Here is a 26,597-nt window from a genome sequence, read left to right on the forward strand (position 1 = left end):
CTCGTAGGCCGTCCATTTCGGCATGAAGCTCGCCATGTTCTGCTCGAACGCGCCGGGATCGTCGCCCCCATAGACCACCGGGCGATCCAGAAGCTCCGACCAGATCTTAGCCACGTCGGGGCCGCTCAGCGTGTCGGGCCCAACCACGTTGATGGTCTCGATCGGCAGCTTGCCGGGTGCGGAGTCGCGGCGCATCAGCTCGATCGCTGCTAGTTCGGCGATGTCACGGGCGTCCACCATGGCTACGCCCTTGCTGCCAATCGGCATCGGATAGACGCCGTGCTCCATAATGACGTCCCTTACCATCGACTCGTTGTCGATGAAGTAGGTCGGACGCAAGATGGTGGCGCTGAAGTTCATCTGCACCAGCATGCGCTCGGCGCCGAACTTCACGGCGAAATGCGGGACGTTCACCGCCCGATCGGCTTCGAACACCGAAAGATAGACGACACGGTCGATGCCCGCTTCGCGAGCAACATTGAGCGCGATGATCGCCTGGGCAAATTCGTCACCCGTGACGGCATTGAGTAGGAAGAGCGTACTCACGTCTTTGAAGGCGCTGCGCAGTGCATCGATGTCGAGGAAATCGCCCTTGGCGACGTCGACACCGGTCGGGAAGCTGGCTTTCGCGGGGTCGCGGGTCAGCACACGCACCGTCGCGCCGCGCTGAAGGAGTTGGTCGACGACATGGCGGCCGACGCGGCCGGTGGCACCTGTAACGAGGATGGTCATTGGGGTTCACTTTCTGTTTGAGTCAAAAGGCACGCTCAAAATGAGTGATCCACATACATCCCGATAGATGGTATGTTTGGACACATCGTCTCATTGGCGGAACAGCAAAGAACAAAATCGTGGATCTTCTCGCTCTTGCCGACTTCAACCTGGTGGCCCGCCACAGCGGGTTCGGAAAGGCCTCACGTGCCGCCGGCCGGCCAAAGGCGACCCTTTCCAGACGCGTGGCCGATCTCGAGGCAAGTCTTGATCTGCGCCTGTTCGAACGTGGTGCGCGGACGCTCAAGCTCACGGAGGAGGGACGAGCCCTGTTTGAACGAACGGGCTTTCTGCTCACAGAACTTGATGAGACGGCGAAAGCGATCGCTTCGGGCGGCCATAGCCCGCGTGGCCGGCTACGCATCAGCGCGCCACTGCTCTTTTCTCAGACCGCGGTCGGAAAGCTCGCGGCCGGCTTCGTCCTTAGATACCCGGAGGTTCGGTTGGAGATCACCACGGAAGACAGGGCCGTGGACATGATCGAAGAAGCCTACGACCTCGTCATCCGGGTCAACCCGGAGCCGGATGCCACCCTTGTTGGGCGAGTGTTCCTGCGCGATCGGCTAGTGCTGGTGGCTAGTCCGCACCTGACGCCCCCAACCTCGGGAAGTCTCGTTCCCGCGATCAGTCGAGGCTCGTTGAACGAGTCCGAAGCCTGGCAAGTCACGACCTCGTCCGGCAAGTCGACGATTAACGCCAAGCCAGTGCTCAGCCTGTCGTCGTTCGTCATGGTCCGGGATGCGGTGCGCATGGGGCTCGGCGCCGCGCGCCTTCCGTTGTCGCTTGCCAGCGGCGATTTGGCTGCCGGCACGCTAGTGCATTGGGGGGATGTGTCAGGGCCCGAGACGGCGCTTTGGGCCCTTTATCCCTCGAGGCGTTTGCTCAGCCCCCGCGTGTCAGCGTTCCTCGACTACTTGAAGGAAGCCTTTCCGCAGGGGACGGCTGATGAATTGGCAGCCTATGTCGCGGACTGAACAATCCGGCACCCTTCCCTATGAACCCACCTCTACAGCGATCAAAAAGGCGAACAAGCCAAGCGGATCAAATGGGGAAAACTCCCCGTGGCGCAACACGCTCAACACCGCAGCCGCCATGACTCTGCGAAGCAGACCGACCGGTTTCGGCCCCATTTCAGTCATTCCAATCGCCGGCCTGTGGGCCTTTCTGCGAGCAATATATCGTTTCAGCGAGCGGCGATTGCCGATATGTCCGGCGCTCAGCAAATTCGTTAAAGGGTGCAGTGACGCGAAATCGACGCTGCGCCCTCGCAGATCGCTGGCTATATTTGCGATCTGTCAACCGTCGCACGACGGTGAGCCAAAACTCGCAAATCTATGATTCGAGGGAAATTGGGGAGGAGGTGGCCGGCTCAATCTTCGAATACGGCGTCGGAGGAGGTGCACGGCATCCGGTACAGGCGTCGCACATCGGAGGGGTGGATGGCTGACAACAGCGGAATGGTTGCCGCAAGTGAAAGAATCCCCCAATACGCTTGTGCCCGGAGCCTTGGCACGAATGTTGGTGCCGTGACTATATGCGGCACAACGGCGGATGCAGCGCCGAGGCGGAAGGCGGCCTGGCACAAAATCCTGGTCGCGGGAGAACCATGAACCGTGACGCAAAAAGGGATCACCTTGAAAGACGTTGCCGCCGCGGCCAATGTCTCGCGAGCAACGGCGGCGCGGGCGCTCAACAGCTACGGTTATGTCGGTGACGAGACGGCGCTTCGGGTGATGGAAGCCGCCGATAGATTGGGCTATCGGGGAAATCTCGTTGCTCAGGCGCTCCGCAGCGGCCAGTTGCCGATCGTCGGTTTCGTGCCCGGCGATATCCAGAATCCCTTCTTCGCCCGAATCGCCCACGACATCGAGGTGGAACTGCGTAAGCATCGTCACAATCTGCTGATCGCCAGCAGCGAGGAGAATGTCGAACTGGAAAAGGAATTGCTGGACAGCCTGCGCGCCCTCAGCGTCCGCGGCTTCATCCTGGCCCCAACATCGGCAACCGACAGCGAGCATATCGTGCAGTTGGCGCGTGCAGGTTCGCCAATCGTGCTGATCGACCGCGTCGTCAAGGACTTGCAATGCGACAGCGTGGTCGTCGACAATGAAGGGGGAGCGCGCGAGGCGGTCGAGTACCTCGTGGCCAACGGTCATGAGCGAATCGGTCTGCTGCGGGACGATTCACGCATCTTCACCGCGCAAGAGCGTCTCGCCGGCTACCAGAATTCGCTGAAGTCGCATGGCGTTGCGTTCGACGAATCGCTGATCGGCGTGTCGCGTTCGACTGTCGAGCATGCGGTGGAGGCCACTATAAGGCTGTTCAGCCGCCGCAACCGCCCTACCGCACTGTTCACCGTGGACAGCCTGATGACCCAAGGCGCGCTTCTCGGCCTGCGCTCGATGGGTCTGTCCATCCCCCATGACGTGTCGCTGGTCGGCTTTGACGATTTCAATCTCGCAACCTTCACGGATCCACAGATCACGGTCATCGCCCAGCCCATCTCCGAGATCGGGCCACTTGCCGCCAAGCTGCTGCTCGAAAGGCTGGCCGGCAAGAAGGTCGCGCCGCGCGATATCCGGTTCCCGACGCGCCTAATCGTGCGTGGATCGGTAGCTCGACCCCACAGGCGCTGACCGGCGCCCCAGCTTCCAGCATTGGCAAAACTGCGGTGAGGGGCTTGCAAAGCGCAAAAATGCGTGCCCATTATCGCCATGTGAGATCGATCTCATATCATATGAGCCGATCGAAAAGGCTGGTTAAGACGGCGCATTGATGCTCGCGCCTGGGCAAAGGCTCTGCCGCATCCGAGTACAAGGAAGAACGACATGCTGAACTTTGATAAGGACCGCTTCATAAGGATCCAGAGCGGTGCGATTTCCATCGCCGGCCAGGCGCGCTCGCTCATGCGCACGCTGCTTTCGGAAGGCGTCGAGCGGCTGTTTTTCATGGGAACCGGCGGCGTGCAGCTTCTGACGCTTCCCGCGATAGAACTGGCGAAACGCCATTCGACATTTCCCGTGAGCGCCGAGTATCCCGCGCAGGTCGTTCTCGATCCACCGGCCGGCCTCGACAACAAGGCCGCGGTCGTCATTCCGTCACTATCGGGCACGACCAAGGAAAGCGTCGAACTCATGACTTTCCTGAAAAAACGGGGCGTGCGCACGATCTCGCTCACGGGTCATTTGGACACGCCGATCGCGCGGGAAGCCGACCACAACTTCACGAACTTCGCCGAGGACGACACCTCCTCCGAATCCTTCTACCTGCAGACGATGCTGATCGTTCTGGCGCTGCTGGCCGAGCGCGGCGAATATGATGGTTTCGACGCCGCTGTCGCCGAGCTCAAGCTCCTGCCGGGCCTGCTCGCCGACGCAAAAGCCGACTTCGAGGACAAGGCCGCCGAACTGGCCAAGACCATCAAGGACGAGACCTATCACATCTTCACTGGCGCCGGTTCGGTTTGGCCGGAAGCCAATTACTATGGCATGTGCATCCTGGAAGAAATGCAGTGGATCCGCACCCGCCCGGTGCATGCCGCGGACTTCTTCCATGGCACCCTCGAGCTGGTCGAGCCGGGTGTCAGCGTCTTCGTGTTCAAGGGTGAGGATGCCCTTCGCCCGCTCGCCGACCGGGTCGAGAATTTCGCCCGGCGCTACACCGACCGCGTCCGCACACTGGATGCCGCGTCGGTCAAATTGCCGGCCATCTCCCAGCAGGTGCGCGGCATGATTTCGCCGGTGTTGCTCGCCACGCTGCTCGAGCGGTTGAGCGCGCATCTTGAGGTGCTGCGCAACCACCCGCTGACCACACGTCGCTACTACAAACGCGTTGAATACTGATCCACTCTCACCTCGGAAGGAGCTGCTTATGAAACGTTCGCTGCATGTCGTGGCGGTCACAGTGGCCGCGGTATCATCATTGGGGCTGTCGATGAGTGGCGGTTCCGCCGCTTCGCCAGCGGTCGCGGCCGATCCCAACGCCAAGGTCGAATATAGTGGCACGCTGTCGATCCTGACCAAGTTTGGGCTGCAGCAGCTGTCGCCTTATTTCGTCAACATGGCGCAGGCCTACGAGAAACTCCATCCGGGCGTGAAGGTCGAACTCATCCAGGAGAGCGACGACAGCGTGAAGGGCAAGACCAAGACGCTGGTCGCCTCCAACTCGCTTCCCGACATCTATTTCTCGTGGACGGGCAGTTGGGGCGGCAATTTCGTGCGCGGCAACCGTGCCGTCGACCTGAGCAAGGTCATCGGTCCGGACACCGACTGGGGCAAGACACTGTCGCCCGCCGCCGTCAAAGCGTTCGAATACAACGGCAAGTTCTATGGCATTCCGCTTTACCAGGATGCCAAATTCATGGGCTACAATAAGCAGACGTTCGCAAAGCTCGGCCTGAAGGCACCCGCGACTTTCGAAGAGCTGCTGAACAGCTGCGATGCCATCCGCAAAGCGGGCACGACACCGATCTCGCTCGGCAACAAGGAAGCGTGGCCGGCGATCCATTATGCGGGCCAGTTGCTCGCCTACAATGTGCCGCAGGCGACATTGGAACGCGATTTCGATCCCGCCACCGCCCAATATACGGATCCAGGCTATGTCGCGGCGCTCAAGCAGTACCGTCAGCTTGTCGAGCGTTGTACCGACGGCGCCGGCGTCAACGGCACGTCCTATGCCTCGGCTTTGCAGGCTTTCACGAATGCGCAGTCGGCCATGTACTATCAGGAAATCATCGAGTTCGATCAGGCCGCCACACCGGACTCGGCATTGAAGCCGGCCGATTTCGGCTTCTTCAGACTGCCCGTGCCCGAGGGCGCCAAGGGCGATCCCAAGTCGATCGAGGGCGCTCCCGAGGGTTACATGATCAATGCGGCCTCGAAGAATATCCCGCTGGCGATCGACTTCATGAAGTTCGTCACCTCGAAGGAAAACGCGCAGGTCTTGTCCGCGCCTCCGTACGGCCAGCCGAGCGCCACCATCGGCGGCGCATCGGAATCCAACATGAGCGCGTCGATCGTCGATGGACTGAAGGACATCAACGCGGCTTCGTTCCTCATGCCTTGGTTGGACACGGCCAATCCGCCGCGCGTCGCCGCTGTCTGGCTATCCAGCCTGCAGGCGCTGACGGGCGGCTCGATGACGCCCGAGCAAGTGATGGACGAGGTGCGCAAAGCCGCCTCGGCAGCCAAATAAAGCGGACCATGGTCAGGGCATCGGATACAATAGAAAGCGGCGCCGTCATTCTCGGCGCCGCCAGGCGGCGAAGGTCCAGAAGCCTGCGGACCCGCTTCCGAAATCTGTTGTCGTTCCGATGGGCGGCGATGGCGCTAATCCTCATCGGCTGGTTCGTCTATTATCCGATCGTCGACAATTTCGTCGTCAGCACCACCGATCAGGACATCTATACTGGCGAGGTCACCAATGTCGGCTTGGCCAATTATGACCGGCTGCTGCATGACCCGATCGTGCTGGTCGCACTCTGGAACAATTGCCTCTACGCCGTCATCTCCGTCATCTTCCAGGTCTTCGGCGCGTTTCTCCTGGCGGCCATCATCGAAGATTTGAGGAACGAGCGCTGGCGTCGGCTATGGCGCGCCGTCTACTTCGTGCCCTCGGCCATCTCGATCACCGTCACCGGACTGCTGTTCTATTTTATCTACCAGCCGCAGATCGGCTTGCTCGATGCCGCACTCAGCCGCCTCGGTCTCGGTCAGTTCGTCCTGCCCTGGCTCGGCGATGAGCACACGGCCATTTACGCCATCATCGCCATGAGCCAATGGCAAGGCTTTGGCTATTCGACGCTGTTGTTCGCCATCGCGATCCAGAAAATTCCGCGCGACCTCTACGACGCCGCCACGATCGACGGAGCCGGCCCGCTGCGCCGTCTTTGGAGCATCACCTTCCCACTGACCCGGGAAATGACCGGGCTGATGATCATCGTCACCATCACCGGCGCGTTCCAGGTGTTCAACGAGGTCATGGTCATGACCGCCGGCGGGCCCAACAACAGCAGCCAGGTCCTGGGCACATGGCTCTATCAGAAGGCGTTTATCGAAGACAATTTCGGCTATGGTGCCGCGATTGCCGCGGTCATCTTCGTGCTGACCATGCTTACCGGCGCGGCACAGCTCTGGTATACGAAGCGTCGCCGGGTGCAGCTATGAGCGCGACCCTCGCAGTCGCACGCAGACGGCAGGTCAACGTCTGGTCCGTCGTTGCCAGGACGTTCCTCTATTCGTTCCTCGTCTGCCTCGGCGTCGTCGTCATCTATCCATTGATCTGGATGGCTCTCAGCGGCTTCAAGGACAACGCGCAAATTTTCGGCGATCCCTTCGCCCCGCCGTTGCACTGGTCCTGGAACAACTATGTGCAGGCCTGGAACCAGGGCGTTCGTGGCTATGTGACCGTCTCCGTCCTGGTGACCGTTGCCTCGGCCGTTTGCACCGTGCTCATCAGCGCATGGACGGCGTTCGGCTTAACCCGGACCAGGATGCCGGGAAAATCACTGGTCGTCGCCGTCGTGCTGGGTGGGCTGATGCTCAGCCCTACAGTGGCGATCATTCCGCTGGTGAAGATGTTGCAGGCGCTCGGGCTCTACAACACTTACTGGGCGCTGATCATTCTCTACACGGCGTTCCGGGTGCCGTTCACCACCTTCCTCATTCGCGCCTACATGCTGGACCTGCCCAGCGATCTCGACGAGGCGGCGACGATGGACGGAGCCAGCGAAGGTCAGATCTTCTGGCGCATCACCTTGCCGCTGTGTCGGCCGATCATCATCTCGTGCGTCATCCTGCACGTCCTGTTCGCCTGGAACGAGTATCTGTTCGCCATGGTGTTCACGAGCGGCAGCGATGTGCAGACGCTGCCGGTCGGCCTCACTTCGATCATGGCAACGCACGGGACCAACTATGCCGTCGTGTTCGCGGCCATGACGATCTCGGCGCTGCCCATCGTCGTCGTTTTCTTTGCCGCGCAGCGCTACTTCATTCGTGGCCTATCCGAAGGCATCGGCAAGTAGCAATTCCCCTGAAAGGACCCTTCATGCCGCAGCTTGCCTTTCATCAGCTGATCGGAGCCAACTTCAGCTTTCAGCACTTTCCGTTCGACCAGGTCGCGAGGACTATTCGCGACTTCGGAATGCGGGAGATTGAATTGTGGGGCGTTGCCCAGCATCTCGACCTCTTCCACGCCACGGATGCGCGCGTCGACGCCGTCGGCCGCGTGCTGGCCGACAATGGCCTGTCCACCTGGTGCTTCACCCCCGAACAGGTGCTGTATCCCATCAACATCGCCTCTGGTGATGCGGATCTGCGCCGCGACAGCATCGAGCGGTTCCGCCGCGCCGGCGACATCTGCGCGATGCTCGGCGCGCGCTATCTATTCCTGACCCCAGGACGGGGATTCGAGAGCGAAGCACAGCAGCCGGCGTGGGACCGAGCGCTCGAGGCGCTCGGCGAGATCGCAGCGCACGCTGGCCGAAATGGCGTGCGCTGCCTTCTTGAACCGCTGCAGCGGTTCGAGACAAATATCGTCAACGATGCGGCAGGCCTGCGCGGGATGCTGGACATGCTCGACGCGGACAATATCGACGTGGTGCTGGACACTGTCGCCATGGCCACGGCGGGCGACACGGTGGCGAGCTATATCGACCTGTTCGGTTCCCGTTTGGCGCATGTCCAACTCGTCGACGGCTCGCCTGGCGGGCATCTTGTATGGGGAGACGGCTCGCTGCCGCTCGGCCGGTACGTCAGCGAATTGGCAAATCTGGGATACGCGGGAAAAATCACCTTCGAGCCCTTCGGCAACGGCTCCTACGCGCTCGATCCGGTCAGGGCTTGGACACGCTGCCTCGACGCCCTCGAGCCTTACCTGGACCGCGCGGCGGTGCCGGCATGACACGGATGCAGAACCTTGTCGCGGTCGGGGACAATTGCCTCGACGCCTATCTCAGCCATGGCCTGCTCACCGTCGGCGGCAACGCCCTGAACGTAGCCGCGCAATGGCGGCGCAGCGGCTTGGCCGCACGGTACTTCGGTGCGGTCGGCGAGGACCCCGAAGGCGAGGTGGTGCTTGCCGGACTGGCCAGCGTCGGCCTGTCGCCGGACGATGTTGAGCGCCTGCCTGGCGACACCGCCGTTACCTTGCTTAGCGAGGAGTCCGGCGACCGGAAATTCCTGCATGAATCCTTTGGGGTCGGCGAAAATTACATGCCTTCGGCGGAGCACTACGCGCTCATCGCCAGGGCGGACTGGGTGCATCTTGGCACCAATGCCAACAAGGACCTCATCCGCCGGCTGGTCGCCGATCATGTGCCCTTCAGTGTCGATGTCTCGACGGCGCATCTGGCGCTGCCGCTCGAAGGCGTGCCCCTGCTGTTTGCCTCCGGGCCCGACGCCGCCGATGCTCCTGTCGAGCCGTTGTTGACCGCGCTCAGGGCGGCTGGTGCAGGACAGGTGGTGCTGACCTGCGGTCGACGCGGCTCCTACTTCGATGATGGCGCGAGCGTCGTGCACGCGCCGGCCACGCTGATCGATGTCGTCGATACGTGCGGTGCCGGCGACAGCTTCATCGCCACGTTCCTGACCGGCTTCCATTTCGATGGCCTTCGCGCTGTGGATGCGTTGCAAAAGGCTTCGATCGCGGCTGCACAAACCTGCACCCATCTCGGCGGGTTTCCCCAGGAGCCGCGTCCCCTCCCGGGTTGGCTTCCGGCCAAATATGCCAGCTTCATCACAGACCCCCAAGGAGCCTGATCGTGACGACACTTCGTTTGCGACAGCCGGCGGTGGCGCTTCCGTCCGACCGGTCGTTCTGGCTGCAGGACATCGGCGCCGACGCTGTGACTGAGCCGATGCAAGGCAGCGAGCGCGCCGATGTGCTGATCGTCGGCGGCGGCTATACCGGCTTGTGGACGGCGCTGCGCATCCGTGAGCTCGCGCCGGAGACGCGGGTCATCGTGCTGGAAGCCGATCTCTGCGGTTCGGGTGCGTCGGGCCGAAATGGCGGCCAGGTTCATTCTTGGTTCGCCGAACTCGACCAGATCAGTGCCGTCGTCGGCCTCGAAGAGGCGCGGCAACTGTGCGCCGACACGGCGACTTCGATCGCCGAACTGAGAGGGCTGCAGCAAAGCGGCACGATCGACATGGATCTGCGGCTGGACGGATGGCTGTGGACCGCCAGCTCCAAAGCCCAGGAAGGGGCGTGGGATCGCGCGGTTGCCTTGACGGCAGCGGTGGGCGAGGACCGTTTCAAGCCGCTGACGGCCGACGATATCAAACGCCGCACCGGGTCATCGGCGTCCTATGTAGGCGTCGTCGAGACCAATGCCGGCACGGTCCATCCGGCCAAGCTGGCCGCCGGATTGCGGAAACTGGCATTGACGCGCGGTGTGATCATTCATGAACGCAGCCCCGTCCTCGACATCGAGACGGGCAAGATGTGCAGAGTGCGCACGGCGCTGGGCACAGTGCAGGCAGAGAAGGTGGTGCTTGCCGCGAATGCATGGCTCTCGGCGCTGCCGGAACTGCGCCGCCATCTCTATGTCGTCGGCAGCGAGGTGATCGCCACCGCCGCCATTCCTGAACTGCTGGACGGCATTGGCTGGCGTGACGGTGCATCGATTTGCGATTCCCAAGCTCAGGTCCTCTACTACCAGCGTACCACCAAGGGCAGGGTCGTGTTCGGCCGCGGCAGCGGCGACGTTGCCTTCGGCGGCAATTTCGGCGGCGGCTTCAACCGCAGTCCGCGGCACGGCCGCGACAACCTTCGTGAACTGCACCGGGTCTATCCGGAGTTGCGCGGCGTGCGGATCGACCATGACTGGGCCGGCCCCATCGACTGTGTGCCGGAGCACGTTCCCGTCTTCGATCATCTGCGCGATCACCCCAACATTTTCTACGGCATGGGGTTCAACGGAACCGGAATCGCGCAGACGGCGATCGGTGGGCGCATCCTGGCCAGTCTCGTCCTGGAGCGTAAGGATCGCTGGAGCGCCAGCGGCTTGGTCGGCATCGGGCGGCGCATGGCGCTGCCGCCGGAGCCGTTCCGCTATCTCGGCGCCCGCCTCGTCGGTAGCGCCGTGCGTCGCAAGAATGAGGCCGAGATCCACAACCGGAAGGCGGACAAGATCACCAATCTGCTGTCTCGGCTGAAGCCGGGCTATCGCAAGAAATAGGGCGGTCATTGGACCTGCACTTTGTATGTCCGGGAAGCAGCCGATCCGTTGACCCGATCCGCAAAGGCCATCGCCAGGCTAGAGGGCTAAAATAGGCTCAGGTAGTCCAGCAATATCAACAGGCCGCATGAAGACTGCGCCACCGACATCGTTTGCCTTTGTCACCTCCGTCGTGCTGCTGTCCCAACCGGTAGTGACGCACAGGGCCTTGAGCTCTGGTCCCGCGAAACATAGGCTCGTGACGAAAGCGGCTGGCAAATAGAGTGACCGACGGAGTGTCCCCTTGGGGTCGATGCATACGACCTTGCTGCCGCCATACAGTGCACACCACACATTGCCTGCACTATCAACCGCAAGGCCGTCCGGCATTCCATCGATGTTGGCAAAAGCGAAGAACACCCGACGGCCTGATATCGATCCGTCATCGTCAAGGTCGTAGGAGAAGATACGACGGCCGACTGTGTCGCTGAAATATAGCTTGCGATTGTCAGGCGAGAAAGTTGGGCCATTGCAAATGACGAAGCCTCTGTCGCCGACTTCCCAATCAGAGCCAGGGACCATGCGATAGAAGAGAGCGTTTGGAACTCTCTCCGACACATCGTAGGTTCCCACCCAATAGCGCCCCGCGCGGTCGACCTTCCCGTCATTGTAAACAAGGTTCATTTTTCCTTGCTTGGGATCCGCAAAAAAACGCGCCTTCCCAGTATGTGTGTCGAGGAGATGCAGCCCATGATCCACAGCGAGAAGCAGGCCTTTGTCGGTAAGTACGAGCGACCCAATCGTCTCAGCGAAATCCAGCTTCCAGCTTTCGACAAGGCCGCTGCCTTGCCTTTGCCGATGGACAACCGGGCCGTAGAAGTCGATCCAATAGAGCGCCTGCTCTGCGGGGTGCCACAGTATGCTTTCGCCCAGCCGATCGCGCGTCGGGGCACAGATATTCCATTCTGCCTTGGACAGCGGCATGTTCCCGATCCTCCGGCCATTATAGTCGATCGTCGATCGGGCACAGGCGGCGATGAACCTTCTAGAGCCCGGCCGGCAGATGCCCGTGAAAAATAGAATCGGAGCTTCAGCTACCGATGTGGAAAGTCTCCGTGTGGCCGTCCACTGCTATAGCCTGACCTGTCACCATCTTTGCAGCCGGCGATGCGAGGAACAGACACATGTCAGCAATTTCCTCGGGATTGACAAAGCGCTTGATCGATTGGGATTGGACGTACTCCCTTTCCACGATATCGATAGCCATTCCGCGGCTCTCGGCCTCAGCCTTGATCACCTGTCGCATGCGCGTGCCGTCGACGGAACCTGGGCAAATTGCATTGGCGCGTACATTGTGGGGGCCAAGTTCCACAGCGAGTGATTTGGTGAATCCGATGACGGCCCATTTGGCTGCGGCATAGGGCGTTCGAAGGCCGTAGCCGTAAAGGCCCGCTGTCGAGGATATGTTGATGACGCTACCCGAACCCTGAGTCTTCATGACAGGCGCCGCACGTCGGGCACACATGAATTGCGCATCGAGACAGATGCCTACGCATTCTCGCCAGTCTTGAAGTTTGAGCTCCTCGACATAACCGGTGGGGCCCTTAGTGCCGGCATTGTTGATGAGAACATCCAGGCCTTCGAGATCGCCAAGAGCATCGTCGAACCAATCGTCGATCGCACTCTCATCGGATAGGTCCACTTTTCGTGCTGCGATCTTGGGATATGTCTGCGCGACAGTTTGCAACGCGCGTTCATCGACGTCACAAATATGAACCCTGGCGCCACTGTCGGCGAACGTCTTTGCGATAGCCCAGCCAATGCCTGAACCCCCCGCAGTGATCATCACTCGCTGGACCATTCTTCCGTCTCCTTCGCAATGGACGATCGGCGTCGCCTCTTAAGACTTAACCGATACCTGTAGGCGTGTTCCGATCGTCGGCGTCAGCCTCACACGATTGTCAACAGGCCGACACCTGTCTGCGTGTTTGGGCTTGCGGGCTGAAATCTCGGGGCGCGGCAGGTTGCCAGTCAGCGTGAAAGCTCGCCCCCGTCCACCACGATATTGGACCCGTTCACGTATGAGCAGAGACCTGAACAGAGTGCCACGGCGACGTAGGCGATTTCCTCGGGTTGCGCGAAGCGGCCCATCGGAATGGCCGCCTCATAGCCGGCGCGAATTGCCGCCGGGTCAGTGCCAGATTGTCGTGCTATGTTTGCCGTTGTTGTCGCAACCATCTCCGTATCGACACTGCCCGGTGAGATCGTATTCACGCGTATCCCGCGCGGTGCGAGCTCTCCCACAAGCGCATCGGCAAGTCTCAAGACACCCGCCTTGGATGCGCAATAGGCGCCCCAAAGAGGCCAGCCCTTCAGACCATACTGCGATGCGATAAGGACGAGATTACCACCCCGAGGCAGATGCCGTGATCCTTCCCTCGCGACAAGAAAGGCGCCCGTCACGTTCACGTCGAGCACGCGCCGGAAATCGGCCACGGGCATGTCGGCCAGGGGAGCGACAGCGCCGATGGCGGCAGCGTGAACGATGTCATCGATCGGACCATCGCGGGCTATCTTGGCCAAGACGCTTTTGACGGATTCCTCATCCGCAATGTCACAACGGTGAACCACGTCTGACGAATTGATATCAAGGCGGAAAACGGTTGCCCCGGCTTGGTCGAACGCGTCCGCGATTGCCTTGCCAATTCCGCGCGCGGCGCCCGTGACGACGGCGCGTCGTCCAGCAAGCAGGAGGGGCACCTGGAACAGCGAAGAGGACTTTTCCCGCGACGGGGTGTCGAGTGTCATTTGATGGCTCCGGCAAAGCGTTTTTGGCTGTGGCGGAGGCTATTTCACCTACGGTTGCCCCAGCAATGGTGCCGACGGTCACCATTCCATTATCGCTACGCCTGACCTGTGGCGCCGATGGTGACCGTCGGCACCATTGTTGGCGTCTCCGGGCCTGAATTAGGCTCCTGCCACGATCACGATTGTCTTGCGGGAGCCATTGCCATGAAGCCAGATACCCTTCCCAAATGCTGCATTATCGGAGCAGGCTGCAGTGGGATTGTCACCGCCAAGGCTCTTACCCAACGCGGCATTCCCTTCGATTGGTTCGAGATGAGCGATCGCGTTGGCGGTCAGTGGGCATTCGAGAACCCCAACGGGAAGTCGGCGGCCTATAGGTCCCTGCACATAGACACGTCGAAGCTGCAACTACAGTTGGCCGATTTTCCAATGCCTGCCGATACGCCGCATTATCTGCATCACACGCAGGTACTGTCCTATCTGATGGCTTACATGGATCATTTTGGCCTGTCAGGTAAGGTCAAACTCAATACCGAAGTCGCGAAGGCCGAACGTGACGCGGACGGCACCTGGCAAGTCCGGTTGGGCGACGGTCAGACGCGCCATTATGATGCGCTGTTCGTGTGCAACGGACATCATTGGGATTCCCGTCTGCCCGAACCGGCTTACCCGGGCAACTTCGACGGGGTCCAGATTCACTCCCACGGCTACCGCGACCCCTTCACTCCCGTTGATTTCAGGGGCAAAAGCGTCCTGGTGGTCGGGATGGGCAATTCCGCGATGGATATCGCTAATGAGCTCTGCCCACGTCATATCACGAAGAAGCTGTTCGTCAGCACCCGTCGCGGTGCTCACATCTTCCCACGTTTCCTGCTTGGCAAGCCTGCCGACAAAGGCAAGCTGTATCCCTGGTTGCCGCTGTCGCTGCAGCGCTGGGTCGGTCGCCGGATTTTCCATTTCGCGGTCGGTCACATGGAAGACTTCGGGCTGCCCAAGCCGGACCACCGCGTGTTCGAAGCGCACGTCTCGGTCTCGGATACGTTTCCGACGCTGGTCGCTTCCGGCGATATCGAAATTCGTCCCGGCATCAGGGAACTTGACGGGGATAGCGTCGTCTTCGAGGATGGGCGCCGTGAAAAGATCGACATCATCGTCTGGGCCACGGGCTACAAGGTCAGCTTTCCGTTCTTCGATCCATCGTTCATCTCGGCGCCGGGCAATCGATTGCCACTGTTCAAGCGCGTCCTCAAGCCTGGGATTCCGAACCTCTTCTTCATCGCCCTGGCTCAACCGAGCATCACCCTTTTCGCGCTAGCAGATCGCCAGGCAAAGTGGATCGCCGCATACCTTGCGGGTGACTATGCACTGCCCACGGTGGAGGAGCAGAAGCGTACCATTGTCGCCGATGAAAAGAAGCATATGAGCCGCTACTACGCGTCGGCCCGACACACGATGCAGCTCGACCAGGACATCTATTTTTCGGAGCTGGAGGGTGAACTCAAACGGGGCCGAAAGCGCGCCCGATCCCTCGGGTTTGGCCACGTCCGGCTGCCTGTCCCAAGGACATCTGATGCCGAGTTTCGCTCCGCGGCAGAATGACGGGCACTGTCACGTGCCGGTCGCTCGCAAATGCTGGACATAAGTCAGAAAGAGTTCGCGTTCGGTTGTGATATCGAGCTTTTGGTACAAGCGCAGACGATGGTTCTTGATCGTTCCGCGCTTTACCCCCAATCGATCCGCTATACTGGCGATGGGGTGGCCTTCGAGAGTCAGTTCGACAATTTGCCGCTCGCGATGGGTGAGGGTGGCGAGCCAGGCATTGCGATCGGCACGAGGTGCATGCATGGCCGAAACTTCGACCTGGTCGCATTGGCCACCTGGTGCTGCCCCGAAATCGGCACCAAGGGCTGATCTCACAATAAGCCGACCGTCAGGCAGCAAAGCTTGCCTTTTGCCCGAGCTGGCCAACTCGACCAACGCCTCCACCAACCCTCCATCCGGCGCGGCGACCAGTCTGCGCCACGCGCCGTTCGCGGCAAGTTCGTCGCCGCGCCGGTCGAGAAGTCGCAATGGTTTTTCGGTTGCGTCAGCTGCTAGGCCATGGCTGATGATGGCCTTCAGGTGGGCATCATGCAGCCCGGCCAGCAAAGGAAAAGCGTTGTCTATTGTCGCCAGTTCCGCTGCGTTGAACTCGCCAACAGCACGGTCGACAATGAGCGTCGGACTGGCGCCGCCAATTGGTGGCAGGAACACGGCAATCTCGTCGCTGATGCTGGCCGCGCGCAGGAACTCGAGAGCGTAACGGCTCTTCCACATTTCCGCCGGGGCCATCTGGCGCAAGGAACACACGGCCGGCAACCCCACAGTTCGCCAGTAGTCATGAAATGGGTCGAGCGCGTAGAGACCGGAGGCGTAAGGTGCTGCAACCTCGCTGCGAATTTCGCGCGGGATAATCAGGTCCGGCGCTCCAGAATTCGAATACCGGACCAAGGAGTGCTGATCGGCTTCCACCAAGGAGGTCATCACGTCGAGCATCCGGTCGTAGAAATCTTCTTCGCCAATCGCCGCACTGGCGCGTCCGATTGCCGTGCAGAAGCCGAGCTTTGCCATACTGTTCGGCATCTCGAAGCGAATCTGGCTGTGATCTGGAGCAAGCCTGCTCACCGGAGAATGAATGTTCATCTCTCCTCCCTTGGCCTTCTGGCCCAAAAATTGGTCAACTGGCCAATTCTTGATCCTTTTGGCCAAACATGTCAATGTGGCCCTATGAGCCTGACAAAAATCAGTGACATTCGACGCCGCGAACTGCGGCACGCAGCGTTTGAGGTCCTGCAAAGCGAGGGGATGGCTGGCGCAACAATAGAGAAGGTTGCCCAGAAGGCAGGAGCCTCAAAAGGCATTGTTCATCACTACTTCAAAACCAAGCAGGAGCTCTTCGAGCACACAATGCGCCATTCGAATTCGCTGCTGCGCGATGAAGTCATTCGGCAGATGCGACTCGCACGGAGCCCCGAAGAACGATTGTGGGCCATCATCGCCGGCAATTTCAGCACAGCGTTCTTCACGCCGGGAATCTGTCACGCTTGGCTGGCGCTCTGCGCGGAAGTTCCGCGCGAGCCGCAACTGGCGCGAATCCAGCGTGTCGTTCACGCCCGAATGCATTCGAATCTGATGAGCGCCCTGTCCGAGCTTGTTCCGGTCGATCAATGTGAAGCCGTCGCGCTTGGCATAACAACGATCATCGATGGCCTTTGGCTAAGGCTTGGGTTGCGACCGGCGAGGATTTCAGCACTCGAAGCCCTTGCACAGGTGAGTGATTACCTGACCCACCGCATCCCTCACATCCGTTGGGACGAGCATTTGTCGCGAACGGATCCCGGCCGTCAGTTAGGCTGAATGGTGGTCGGCTCTCGGATCGGCCTGCGCTGGGAATGGTGACCGTTGGCACCATTGTTGGGCTCTGGATGGCTGAATACGCTTTGCGGGAGCTGAACTGGAAGGAACGACATCATGGCCGCGCGGCTATCGGAGAGAGTAACCCTCATCACCGGAGCGGCCTCTGGCATCGGCCGGGAAACGGCCAGACTATTTGCGCAAGAGGGCGCCACGGTATTCCTCGGCGATATCGATCGCGGCCGCGGGGAGGCGGCGGCCGCCGCCATAGGAGCGTCCGCGTCCTATGTCTCGCTCGATGTGACGAAGGAGGATTCTTGGTCGGGTGCTGTCGAAACCGTCGTGCAGCACGCCGGTCGGCTCGATATCCTGGTCAACTCCGCGGGCATTTGGAGCGACGGTGATTTCATCACCTACTCGCTTTCAGAATGGCAGCGCACAATGGACATCAACGCCACCGGTACATTCCTCGGCTGCCGTGCCGCCGTTGCTGTGATGAAGGAAAAGGGCAATTCCGGCTCCATCGTCAACATCTCCTCGATCTACGGAAACATCGCTGCGGATGACGCGGTTGCCTATGCTGCCAGCAAGGGCGCGGTCAGGATGCTGACCAAGGGAGTCGCCATCTACTGCGCTGCCAACGCGCTGCCCATTCGCTGTAACTCGGTTCATCCAACCTATGTCGACTCGGAAATGCTCGCCAGCTTCGCTCAGGAAGTCGGCGGGCGCGAAGCGGCGGTGGCCGGGTTGAGTGGGGTGGTGCCGATGCGCAAGCTGCCGGTCCCCTTGGACATCGCGGAGGCGATCTTGTTCCTGGCGTCTGACGCAGCTCGGCTCGTGACGGGGGCTGAACTGCCTGTCGATGGGGGGATGCTTGCCGGAATCTTTGCACCTGTCAGCGCTCCGACACGCCATCTCGGTGCTTGAACACCCCGGGAACCGGAGTTCGAAAACAAGAACGAATGACAATGGGAGAAAGAAATCATGATCGGTCGAAAAATTGCACTGTGGACACTCCCCCTTGCCGCGGGTCTCGCGATCGCCCCGCCGGCGATAGCGAAGCCCCTGGGCGATACGGATACCTCGATTAAGATCGCCATCAACGAATGGACCGGCCAGAACCTGTCCGCGCATATCGCCGGCAAGTTGCTGGAAAAGCTTGGATACAAGGTGGAATATATCACTGCCGGCACGTTGCCCCAGTTCACCGGTATCGCAAGCGGCAGCCTGTCTGTGTCGCCAGAGGTCTGGCCGAGCAACCTGGGTGATGTCTACCCGAAGGCCAAGGCCGAAGGAAAGATCGAGGAGATAGGCGAACTCGGTCTCGACACAAAGGACGGGTGGCTCTACACCGCCGACACCAAAACAGTCTGTCCTCAATTGCCTGATTGGACTGCGTTGAAGGATCCAGCCTGTGTGCAGGCGCTGGCAACGCCGGAAACGTTCCCGAATGGGCGTCTTCTGGATTACCCGGCGGATTGGGGTTCGGCGAGCGGGCCAGAGCTGAAGAATGCAGAGATTCCATTCACGCCGGTGCCAGCTGGATCCGAGGGTGCGCTCGTCGCTGAGTTACAAGCGGCCGTGGCGGCTCACAAGCCATTGTTGATGCGCTTCTGGGCCCCGCATTGGGTGCTGGCCGAAGTGCCTGTGGAATGGCTCAAAATGCCGCCTTGTGACGAAAAGAACCTGGCCGAATGCATCGTGGCGCCGCCGGTGATCAAGGTTGTGTGGGCCGGATTCCACGAGAAGTGGCCAGCCGGATATGAGCTGATGAAATCACTTCAAATCCATGCCGATGACCAGCAGAAGATGATCTACGCCGTGGATAAGCAGGGCAAGAATCTCGATCAGGCTGTCGACGGTTGGATCGAGGAACACCAGAGCGACTGGCAGGCTTGGGTGAAAGCGGCTCAGAACTGATTTTGAGCGAGGCCAATCGCAGCTGGTGAAAGCTGTGATTGGTCGTGACCCCTTCTGCAACCGGCTGAAGAAAAGTTGGATATGACCAATCCTGTTGGTGGATCAGAGACCCCGAGCAAGGCGACCGCCAAGCTCAGGTCTCGCAATCTTTGGAAGATATATGGACCGCGGCCGGCGAAGGCGCTTGAGATGGCGCTCTCATCGAACGAGCCTGTCGCCGCGCTTAAGCGCCGGCTGGAGGCGAGTGGGAATTTTCTTGCCTTGGCGGATGTCAGCTTCGACGTTCAGCAAGGTGAGATTTTCGTTGTCATGGGCCTTTCCGGCTCAGGCAAGTCAACACTGGTGCGGTGCCTGTCCCGCCTGGTCGAGCCAACACATGGCGAGGTATGGCTTGGCCAGGAAAACCTCCTGTCCGCCACCGAGCGCCGATTGGTGGAAATGCGCCGCAAAGTCATGGGCATGGTCTTCCAAAGCTTCGGATTGCTTCCCCATCTCAATGCCCTCGACAACGTGATGTTTCCGCTGCGAATGGCAGGCATGCCACTGGCGCAGCGCTTGAAAACCGGCCGGGAAATGATCTCGCTCGTCGGGCTGCAAGGGCGCGAGCGCAGCATGCCGCACGAACTTTCCGGCGGTCAGCAGCAGCGCGTTGGCATCGCTCGTTCGCTCGCTGTCAATCCCGAGCTGTGGTTCCTTGACGAACCATTCTCAGCTCTTGATCCGCTCATCCGGCGCCAGATGCAGGACGAGTTTCTACGGCTGCAGCGCATGCTGCAAAAGACGATTGTGTTCATCACCCACGACATCCAGGAGGCCTTTCGCCTGGCCGACAGAATCGCAATCATGCGAGAAGGCCGGATCATTCAGATCGGAACCCCGGCCGAGATCATGCTTCACCCGGTCGACTCCTATGTGGCAAGCTTCACCGAGGAGGTCTCGCTCACCAAGGTGGTAACTGCTGGCTCTGTCATGGAGGTGATCCCCGCGGACTGGACTGGCGGTGAAGGCGTTCATGAAATCGATGCGGCCGTGCCGATCGAGGCCCTGTTGCCTCGAAGCATTGCCGGCACCCGATCATTTGTGATTACGCGAGAAGGTGAAGGTCGGGTGGGGCTTTTGCGATCCGAGGTCATCGCCAAAGTGCTGGCAAATGACACAATACATCGGGGTGCAACGTGAGCGCTCAACAGGCTGTGTTTGCACCAAACGAAAGCGTGCCGATCAAATCGAGGCAACTTTTGTGGCTCGTCGTTCTGGCCTTCATCGCGATTTGCATCGCAATGCGGCCCGCGTTGCCATGGCTTGTGACCTATCCAAGCTCTTGGTTGCTGCCGGTCCCATCCATCATAAACAGCGTCTTTGGCTTCCTAATTCCTTTGCTAACGCCGATCTGCGCGGTCTTGGCGATCATCTTGCGAGCAGCTTTGGATGCCTGCAGCGCAGCGCTCCAATGGATGCCTTGGCCGGCGATGATCCTCTTCTTCGCCATCCTGGGTTGGTTGGCACGAGGTTGGCAACTCGCGCTGTTTACGGCGGTAGGCCTCGGTTATGTGGTGATGGCCGGCTACTGGGAACAGGGCATGAATACCTTGTCGCTGGTCACATTGGCGGTGCCGCTGGCAGTGGGCTTTGGTTTCCTGCTCGGTGTGGCTGCTCACTCATCGCGGTATGTCCGCGGCATCACGATGGTCGTGCTCGATCTGCTGCAGACGGTGCCGGCCTTCGCGTTCTTGATCCCGCTGCTGCTGCTTTTCGGTTTCGGACCGATCGTCGGCCTGATTGCCTGTCTTGTCTATGCAGTGGCCCCCATGGTCCACTGCACCATGCTCGGGCTAGAGCGTGTTCCTCCCTCACTTCTTGAAGCGGCTAGCATGGCGGGCTGCACGCGCCGGCAACGGTTCTGGCATGTCATCCTGCCGACCGCCAAGCGGGAGATCTTGACGGGCATAAACCAGACAACGATGGCGGCCTTCAGCATGGTCATCATGGCGGCCATCATCGGGGGCTTCAACGACGTCGGTTGGGAAGTGCTGAACTCCATGCGGAAGGCAGAGTTTGGCCAGAGCCTATTGTCCGGCCTCGTAATAGCGGTCCTGGCGATGGTCGTTGACCGTATCACCTTCGGCATGGCCCAGCCGGCGCGGGACAGAACACAGACGACATTGCGCAACGGCCTGCGAATGGCAGTCATCCTGGCGCTGCCACTTTTTGTTGCGTTCTTGTTAAATGCCTCGCCCTCCACAATGGCCTGGGCCGATAAAGCGCAAGGGGTCATAGACCCGTCCGGTTTGAACCGGGTTGTTATCAGGTTTGTGCAAGACTTCTCTGCACCGCTGGACGCCTTCAAGGTGTTCGTCCTGTATCATTTCATGCTGCCGCTTCGTATTGGTCTGGTTGGCGCCGTAACTCCCTTCACATGGGGGTTTGCCTGGACATTTCAGGTCAGCACCATTTATTGCGGACTCTCGCTGTCGCTCGCTGTCTGGCTATGGTTCAGAGGGCAATGGCAGGTTGGCGCCGGCGTTTTGATCGGCTCGACATTGTTGCTGCTGGGTTTCGATGGGTTTCCCTGGCCGGCGTTTGTCATCGTCGTCACTGCCTTGGCGTGGTCGGTAAGCGGTGCGCGCCTGGCATCTCTGGCGGGCCTCGGAACTTGCTTTATTGTTGGCGCCGGCCTTTATGGCCCGCTCGGTCAGTCTCTCTATCTGTGCCTTCTTGCCGTTTTGATATGCATGTTTGTCGGCGGACTTCTAGGTGTCGCGGCAGCCAAGAGCGATCGCTTTTCAGCTGTTTTGAAGCCCGTATGTGACGCACTCCAGACTATGCCCCAGTTCATATTTCTCATCCCTGCCTTGATGTTTTTTCAGGTAGGCGAACTCACCGGCCTGATTGCCATTGCGTTGTACGCAATCGTGCCGCCAATCCGCTATGTGGAATATGGGATAAGAAGCGTGCCAGCCGATCTCGTCGAGACATCGCGGCAGATCGGATGCACCGCATGGCAACGTTTGATCCATGTTGAGTTGCCAGTCGCCAAGCCGGTCGTTGTGCTTGGCGCAAACCAGACGATCATGGCTGCCCTTTCGATGCTTCCGGTGGCGGCGCTGGTCGGCACGAAGGATCTCGGACAGCAGGTCTATATCGCACTCAGCAAAGCGGATGCAGGCCTAGGACTGGTCGCAGGCCTATCGGTTGCACTGGTCGCCATGATTTCAGATCGCATCATGCGAGCGACTGTCTCAAACACGGGGGGCGCATTGGATTAGGCTGCTAGGGTGCCTTGAATCCTTGCTCCCTTGCAGCTTTGAGCCAAGCTGGTCCGGATTTACGTGCACCATAACTTCCAATTACTCGTGCGGGGCGGAGAGCCTAACCCCGGCCGGAATGAAAACGCGCCGGCGTGAAGGTCTTCCCGACTCAACGGCTCCTTTGGGTTTCGCTGAGATCTAAATCCGCCGCTTCGAAGTCGGCCCCTAAGCGGATCGTCCGCAACGCGCCTTCGTGTGGCCGTAAAGGCAATTTTGTGAGCGCCCAGAAGCGGACTTCGCGGATGACCATGCTGCAGGTCGCAGCGCGCCATCGACATTCCAGGAGCAACCGAGCGATGTGTCCAGGCTTGCAAGAAGAGTTCGGCCGCAGACCATCTTTTGAGTGGGAAGATGGCTAGCGGCCGACCCGCTGAGTGGATTGTCGGCATCCGTCGGCGCGCGCGCCGACATGCGGGTTTTTGACCCGTCTCATGCAAGTGAACACTGCCGGCCTTATGACGGCCAGCGTTGCGATGACCCAAGACCCAACCAACGCCAAAACTTCCTTGCCTATGCGGTTGCGCTCCGCCCCATCCCATCGCGCGTCACCTTCGAGAACTCCTCCGTGACGACCCCGATCGGCCATCCCGGCAACAATCCCCATAGCGCCAGATCACCCGGCGGCTTCGCTCAATCCGGCTTGCAATGAGATCCGATGTTGAGGCCGCGTGCCAAACCAGTGTCTCGGACCTCACAGAACCCTCCAGATTCCCATGGGCGAGAATATCTGATTCATCATTTCTGCTGGATATGGACGCCAGCAGGCATGGTTAAGCTGGGTCATCCTCGCAACTTCGATTGACGGCACGGAGCGAATTTGTAATACTGCGTATTACAAATGGAGAAGTGCAATGCCTAAATCAAATCTTTCTGACCCGATCACAATGCGCTTGCCGGAGGAGGTCTTGGCTGCAATCGAACAGATTGCTGAAACCTGCGACAGGTCGCGCAGCTGGGTGATGGTCAGGGCGCTGAAACTATACCTTGCAAGCGAAGGATCTGACATCCTCGCTGTTAGGAAAGGCCGGGAGCAGGTGGTCGACGGCGATGTCCATGACATGGATGAAGTTCTCGGAGAGATCCACGAGATCGTTAACCGCAAGGTCGCCTGATGAAGGTGCGTTTGTCGGGAGATGCGCGGGCTTATCTTAGACAGGAGGCCGCTTATCTTCAGAAGCACAGTCAGAAAGCAGCCAAGGCATTCGTCGACAGGATGACTGAAGCTCGCAAGAATCTGGCTCGGTTTCCAGAGATAGGCAAAACGTTTGATCGCCTGCCGATTCCGGGTTCCCATCGATTGGTCGTTGGGGACTATCTTCTCGATTATGATCTAAGCGATGAAGAAGTGGTCATCCTTTCAATACGTCACGGTCAACAGCAACCATTGACTCCAGAAATTGAAGACGACTTCGATTACGAAGAGAATGCCGCGAAGCCATCCGACCCCAAGCGGTAAATGGGCTTAACCTTGTGCAGCCCGATCGATTTCTGGCAGCGAGAATCTGAGACCAAGGGTTTGTTGTCCGGACTAGCCGGTGCTGCAGCTTCGTCGCTCTGCATGCAGTCTCAACGCCAGAAGCGCCTAGTGTTGACAAAGGTGTCGTGTGCTTCCGCGGCGTCCTTGAGAAGCTTGGATTTCTCCTCGGCGCTGAAGAGATCCTTCGCACCGGCCAGGTCCGAAAGCTCCAGCGTTGCCAGCAAATCGGGGGCGGTGGCCGACAGACAGACCCGAGTGGAAGCCGGGTTGGCGGAAACCGAGACCACCCTTGCGGCAGCGCAAGCACGCTGGGATCGGGAAAAGGCACTTGTGACCGACCTGCGCGACTTCATCGAGGCCCATAAGCAGGGAGTATCCTGCCACGTCTGCGGCGAAATGGCCGCAAGGCGGCGATGCACTCGTCGTTCGGTCACAGATGTGGACCTTCAAGATCAGAAGGAAGAAGATTGTATGAATGACCGCCCGCCAAGTCTACAAGCGAGACCGGCGTTTGGACACCAAAACCAAGCCGTCACAAGTGCGGCGTGTTAGAGTGGGATGAGATTACTTCCGGTCATATCCTGAGTTTTCGAAGTAGTTTGAGCACTCCATTGGTGTGACGCGGTCGAGGGTTTGGCCGATCGCGTCGCAAACCGTTTCAATGGTGCGCCTTGCAGCCATTCTCAGCCAGTGCTTGAGCTTTGAGAAGAGCTGTTCGAACGCATTGAGATCGGGCGAGTATTTCGGCAGGAAGAAGAGCTTGGCGCCGGCGGCGCGTGGCCCGGCGCACCGCCGGCCTTTGTGTGAAGGGGCCAGATTTCGCTCAGCTTCGCGCGGATGCTTCGGCGGCCGACACCTGCTGTGCGGCAAGAAACATTAGCGCCGAGGCGACGGTCCGGCGGTTCCACCCGGCAGACTCGGCCGTGTCGAGCAAGTCTGTCAGCAGCGGCTTCAGCGCGCTTCGGCATTCGGCCTCATGGGCCAGGAATTCGCTTGCCGGATGCGTCGGGGGCGGAATCGAGCCACTGCCGCTCATCATATTCATGAGGGCCTCCCATTGTTGTTGGCGAAGCGCCCGCTCCCGGCCGGGAGCGGGCTTCCGTCTGCGTCTCAGAAGTCCATGCCGGCGCCCGCCGGCATGGCCGGGGCGGTTTCCTTCTTCGGCTTTTCGGCCACCATCGCTTCCGTGGTGACCAGCAGGCCGGCTACGGAGGCAGCGTCCTGAAGGGCCGCGCGCACCACCTTGGCCGGATCGATCACGCCTTGGCCGTAGAGATCGCCAAATTCGTTGGTCTGGGCATTCCAACCCCAGCCGAACTCGCTCCTTTCGCGCAGCTTTCCGACGATAATTGAGCCCTCGGCGCCGGCATTCTCGGCGATCTGCCGAACCGGCGTTTCGATCGCGCGACGCACGATCTCGACGCCGGTTTTCTGGTCCGGGTTGTCGGTCTGCACAAGGTCGAGCGCCTTCGCGGCCCGAAGCAGTGCGACACCGCCACCGGGCAGCACGCCTTCCTCGACGGCGGCCCTGGTGGCGTGAAGGGCATCGTCGACGCGGTCCTTGCGCTCCTTGACCTCGACTTCGGTCGAGCCGCCAACGCGGATTACCGCGACGCCGCCGCCAAGCTTGGCTAAGCGCTCCTGCAGCTTTTCGCGGTCATAGTCCGACGTCGTTTCCTCGATCTGCGTCTTGATCTGGGTAACGCGGCCCTGGATTTCTTCCTTGCGGCCGACGCCGTCAACGATGGTCGTGCTCTCTTTCTCGATCACAACCTTCTTGGCGCCTCCCAGCATCTGCAGCGTTACATTCTCAAGCTTGATGCCGAGGTCTTCCGATATCGCGGTGCCACCGGTGAGGATCGCAATGTCCTCCAGCATGGCCTTGCGGCGGTCGCCGAAACCGGGGGCCTTGACGGCCGCCACTTTCAGCCCGCCGCGCAGCTTGTTCACGACGAGCGTCGCCAGCGCCTCGCCCTCGACATCCTCGGCGATGATCAGCAGAGGTTTACCTGACTGGACCACGGCTTCGAGTACGGGCAGCAGAGCCTGGAGGTTTGACAGCTTCTTCTCGTGAACCAGGACATATGGCTCGTCGAGCTCGACACGCATCTTGTCCTGATTGGTGATGAAATAGGGCGAGAGATATCCGCGATCGAACTGCATGCCTTCGACGACTTCAAGCTCGGTCTCGGCGGTCTTGGCCTCCTCGACGGTGATCACGCCTTCGTTGCCGACCTTCTGCATCGCCTCGGCAAGGAAGCGGCCGATCTCCGCATCCCCATTGGCCGAGATGGTGCCGACCTGGGCGATCTCGTCGTTCTTGGTGACCTTGCGGGCGTTCCTCTTGAGTTCCTCGACCACCGCATCGACCGCCTTGTCGATGCCGCGCTTCAGATCCATCGGGTTCATGCCCGAGGCGACAGCCTTCGCGCCTTCGCGCACGATCGCCTGGGCAAGCACGGTGGCCGTCGTGGTGCCGTCGCCGGCGATGTCGCTGGTCTTCGAAGCGACTTCGCGGACCATCTGGGCGCCCATGTTCTCGAACTTGTCCTCAAGTTCGATTTCCTTGGCGACGGTGACGCCGTCCTTGGTGATGCGCGGGGCGCCGAACGATTTGTCGATGACGACGTTGCGGCCCTTGGGGCCGAGCGTGACCTTCACCGCGTCGGCGAGGATGTTGACACCGCGCAGCATGCGCTCACGGGCGTCGGAATGGAATTTGACTTCTTTGGCAGCCATTGGATCACTCCTTCACTCTAGGCAG

The 26,597-nt window shown here is 60.2% G+C and carries 24 protein-coding genes; 17 read left to right on the forward strand and 7 right to left on the reverse strand.

Translation table 11 applies throughout. The annotated features are described in order from the left end of the window. A partial coding sequence (locus FJ958_RS23985; RefSeq protein ID WP_140746062.1) for an NmrA/HSCARG family protein occupies positions 1 to 732 on the reverse strand: 732 nt, incomplete at its 3' end. A 119-nt stretch (positions 733 to 851) separates the two neighbouring features. Here FJ958_RS23985 and FJ958_RS23990 point away from each other — a divergent pair. The 9 genes from FJ958_RS23990 (at position 852) to FJ958_RS24030 (ending at position 10,948) form a co-directional block, all read left to right on the forward strand. Next, the gene (locus FJ958_RS23990; protein ID WP_140746064.1) at positions 852 to 1,745 is read left to right on the forward strand and encodes a LysR family transcriptional regulator; all 894 of its coding nucleotides are present in this window, start codon (positions 852 to 854) and stop codon (positions 1,743 to 1,745) included. Positions 1,746 to 2,384: 639 nt separating this feature from the next. Further along, positions 2,385 to 3,407, forward strand: a complete 1,023-nt coding sequence (locus FJ958_RS23995; RefSeq protein ID WP_140746066.1) for a LacI family DNA-binding transcriptional regulator — start codon at positions 2,385 to 2,387, stop codon at positions 3,405 to 3,407. A gap of 192 nt (positions 3,408 to 3,599) precedes the next feature. Further along, positions 3,600 to 4,613, forward strand: a complete 1,014-nt coding sequence (locus FJ958_RS24000; protein ID WP_140746068.1) for an SIS domain-containing protein — start codon at positions 3,600 to 3,602, stop codon at positions 4,611 to 4,613. Positions 4,614 to 4,641: 28 nt separating this feature from the next. Further along, positions 4,642 to 5,964, forward strand: coding sequence for an extracellular solute-binding protein (locus FJ958_RS24005; protein ID WP_140746070.1), 1,323 nt, complete (start codon positions 4,642 to 4,644; stop codon positions 5,962 to 5,964). 128 nt (positions 5,965 to 6,092) lie between these two features. Next, positions 6,093 to 6,935, forward strand: a complete 843-nt coding sequence (locus FJ958_RS24010) for a sugar ABC transporter permease (protein ID WP_246676910.1) — start codon at positions 6,093 to 6,095, stop codon at positions 6,933 to 6,935. After that, positions 6,932 to 7,792, forward strand: a complete 861-nt coding sequence (locus tag FJ958_RS24015; protein ID WP_140746074.1) for a carbohydrate ABC transporter permease — start codon at positions 6,932 to 6,934, stop codon at positions 7,790 to 7,792. The genes FJ958_RS24010 and FJ958_RS24015 overlap by 4 nt, the downstream gene beginning before the upstream one ends. Positions 7,793 to 7,815: 23 nt before the next feature. Continuing rightward, a complete protein-coding gene (locus tag FJ958_RS24020; RefSeq protein ID WP_140746076.1) occupies positions 7,816 to 8,670 on the forward strand; it encodes a sugar phosphate isomerase/epimerase family protein in 855 nt (284 codons plus the stop codon). Further along, positions 8,667 to 9,527, forward strand: a complete 861-nt coding sequence (locus tag FJ958_RS24025) for a PfkB family carbohydrate kinase (protein ID WP_140746078.1) — start codon at positions 8,667 to 8,669, stop codon at positions 9,525 to 9,527. The genes FJ958_RS24020 and FJ958_RS24025 overlap by 4 nt, the downstream gene beginning before the upstream one ends. A 2-nt stretch (positions 9,528 to 9,529) precedes the next feature. Further along, complete coding sequence (locus FJ958_RS24030) at positions 9,530 to 10,948, forward strand: FAD-dependent oxidoreductase (protein ID WP_140746080.1); 1,419 nt, start codon at positions 9,530 to 9,532, stop codon at positions 10,946 to 10,948. A gap of 78 nt (positions 10,949 to 11,026) precedes the next feature. Here FJ958_RS24030 and FJ958_RS24035 read toward each other — a convergent pair whose 3' ends face one another. The 3 genes from FJ958_RS24035 to FJ958_RS24045 all read right to left on the reverse strand — a co-directional run bounded on the left by FJ958_RS24035 (position 11,027) and on the right by FJ958_RS24045 (position 13,735). Beyond that, positions 11,027 to 11,911 (reverse strand): SMP-30/gluconolactonase/LRE family protein, encoded by an 885-nt coding sequence (locus tag FJ958_RS24035; protein ID WP_140746082.1) that lies wholly within the window; start codon positions 11,909 to 11,911, stop codon positions 11,027 to 11,029. A gap of 106 nt (positions 11,912 to 12,017) precedes the next feature. After that, positions 12,018 to 12,788: an SDR family oxidoreductase gene (locus tag FJ958_RS24040; RefSeq protein ID WP_246679730.1), complete on the reverse strand. Its 771-nt coding sequence runs from the start codon at positions 12,786 to 12,788 to the stop codon at positions 12,018 to 12,020. A gap of 170 nt (positions 12,789 to 12,958) precedes the next feature. Then, on the reverse strand, positions 12,959 to 13,735 hold the full coding sequence (locus tag FJ958_RS24045; protein WP_140746084.1) for an SDR family NAD(P)-dependent oxidoreductase: 777 nt from the start codon (positions 13,733 to 13,735) through the stop codon (positions 12,959 to 12,961). Positions 13,736 to 13,939: 204 nt separating this feature from the next. On the opposite strand from FJ958_RS24045, the gene FJ958_RS24050 reads away from it, so the two are divergent. After that, entirely contained in the window at positions 13,940 to 15,334 is a 1,395-nt protein-coding gene (locus FJ958_RS24050; protein ID WP_140746086.1) for an NAD(P)-binding domain-containing protein, read from the forward strand. Between the two features lie 9 nt (positions 15,335 to 15,343). On the opposite strand, the gene FJ958_RS24055 is transcribed toward FJ958_RS24050, so the two are convergent. Then, positions 15,344 to 16,417 (reverse strand): helix-turn-helix transcriptional regulator, encoded by a 1,074-nt coding sequence (locus tag FJ958_RS24055; protein ID WP_246679731.1) that lies wholly within the window; start codon positions 16,415 to 16,417, stop codon positions 15,344 to 15,346. 84 nt (positions 16,418 to 16,501) lie between these two features. On the opposite strand from FJ958_RS24055, the gene betI reads away from it, so the two are divergent. The 7 genes from betI to FJ958_RS24090 all read left to right on the forward strand — a co-directional run bounded on the left by betI (position 16,502) and on the right by FJ958_RS24090 (position 23,812). Continuing rightward, positions 16,502 to 17,131, forward strand: a complete 630-nt coding sequence (gene betI, locus FJ958_RS24060; protein WP_140746088.1) for a transcriptional regulator BetI — start codon at positions 16,502 to 16,504, stop codon at positions 17,129 to 17,131. 114 nt (positions 17,132 to 17,245) lie between these two features. Then, a complete protein-coding gene (locus FJ958_RS24065) occupies positions 17,246 to 18,055 on the forward strand; it encodes an SDR family oxidoreductase (protein WP_140746091.1) in 810 nt (269 codons plus the stop codon). Positions 18,056 to 18,112: 57 nt separating this feature from the next. Next, positions 18,113 to 19,048 (forward strand): ABC transporter substrate-binding protein, encoded by a 936-nt coding sequence (locus FJ958_RS24070; protein WP_140746093.1) that lies wholly within the window; start codon positions 18,113 to 18,115, stop codon positions 19,046 to 19,048. Between the two features lie 189 nt (positions 19,049 to 19,237). Beyond that, a complete protein-coding gene (locus FJ958_RS24075) occupies positions 19,238 to 20,227 on the forward strand; it encodes an ATP-binding cassette domain-containing protein (RefSeq protein ID WP_246679732.1) in 990 nt (329 codons plus the stop codon). Then, the gene (locus tag FJ958_RS24080; protein ID WP_140746096.1) at positions 20,224 to 22,314 is read left to right on the forward strand and encodes an ABC transporter permease subunit; all 2,091 of its coding nucleotides are present in this window, start codon (positions 20,224 to 20,226) and stop codon (positions 22,312 to 22,314) included. The genes FJ958_RS24075 and FJ958_RS24080 overlap by 4 nt, the downstream gene beginning before the upstream one ends. A gap of 893 nt (positions 22,315 to 23,207) precedes the next feature. Next, positions 23,208 to 23,468 carry a ribbon-helix-helix domain-containing protein gene (locus tag FJ958_RS24085; RefSeq protein ID WP_140746098.1) on the forward strand — a complete coding sequence of 87 codons (261 nt, stop codon included), beginning with the start codon at positions 23,208 to 23,210 and terminating at the stop codon, positions 23,466 to 23,468. Then, complete coding sequence (locus FJ958_RS24090; protein WP_140746101.1) at positions 23,468 to 23,812, forward strand: type II toxin-antitoxin system RelE/ParE family toxin; 345 nt, start codon at positions 23,468 to 23,470, stop codon at positions 23,810 to 23,812. Before FJ958_RS24085 ends, FJ958_RS24090 begins: the two co-directional genes overlap by 1 nt. 844 nt (positions 23,813 to 24,656) lie before the next feature. Here FJ958_RS24090 and FJ958_RS24105 read toward each other — a convergent pair. Together FJ958_RS24105 and groL are read right to left on the reverse strand one after the other, a co-directional pair. After that, the gene (locus FJ958_RS24105) at positions 24,657 to 24,872 is read right to left on the reverse strand and encodes a hypothetical protein (protein WP_246679733.1); all 216 of its coding nucleotides are present in this window, start codon (positions 24,870 to 24,872) and stop codon (positions 24,657 to 24,659) included. Between the two features lie 71 nt (positions 24,873 to 24,943). After that, a complete protein-coding gene (groL, locus tag FJ958_RS24110; RefSeq protein ID WP_140746110.1) occupies positions 24,944 to 26,572 on the reverse strand; it encodes a chaperonin GroEL in 1,629 nt (542 codons plus the stop codon). Positions 26,573 to 26,597 lie beyond the last annotated feature (25 nt).

Source organism: Mesorhizobium sp. B2-3-5 (assembly GCF_006442395.1).
In the GTDB taxonomy this organism is placed as follows: Bacteria; Pseudomonadota; Alphaproteobacteria; order Rhizobiales; family Rhizobiaceae; genus Mesorhizobium.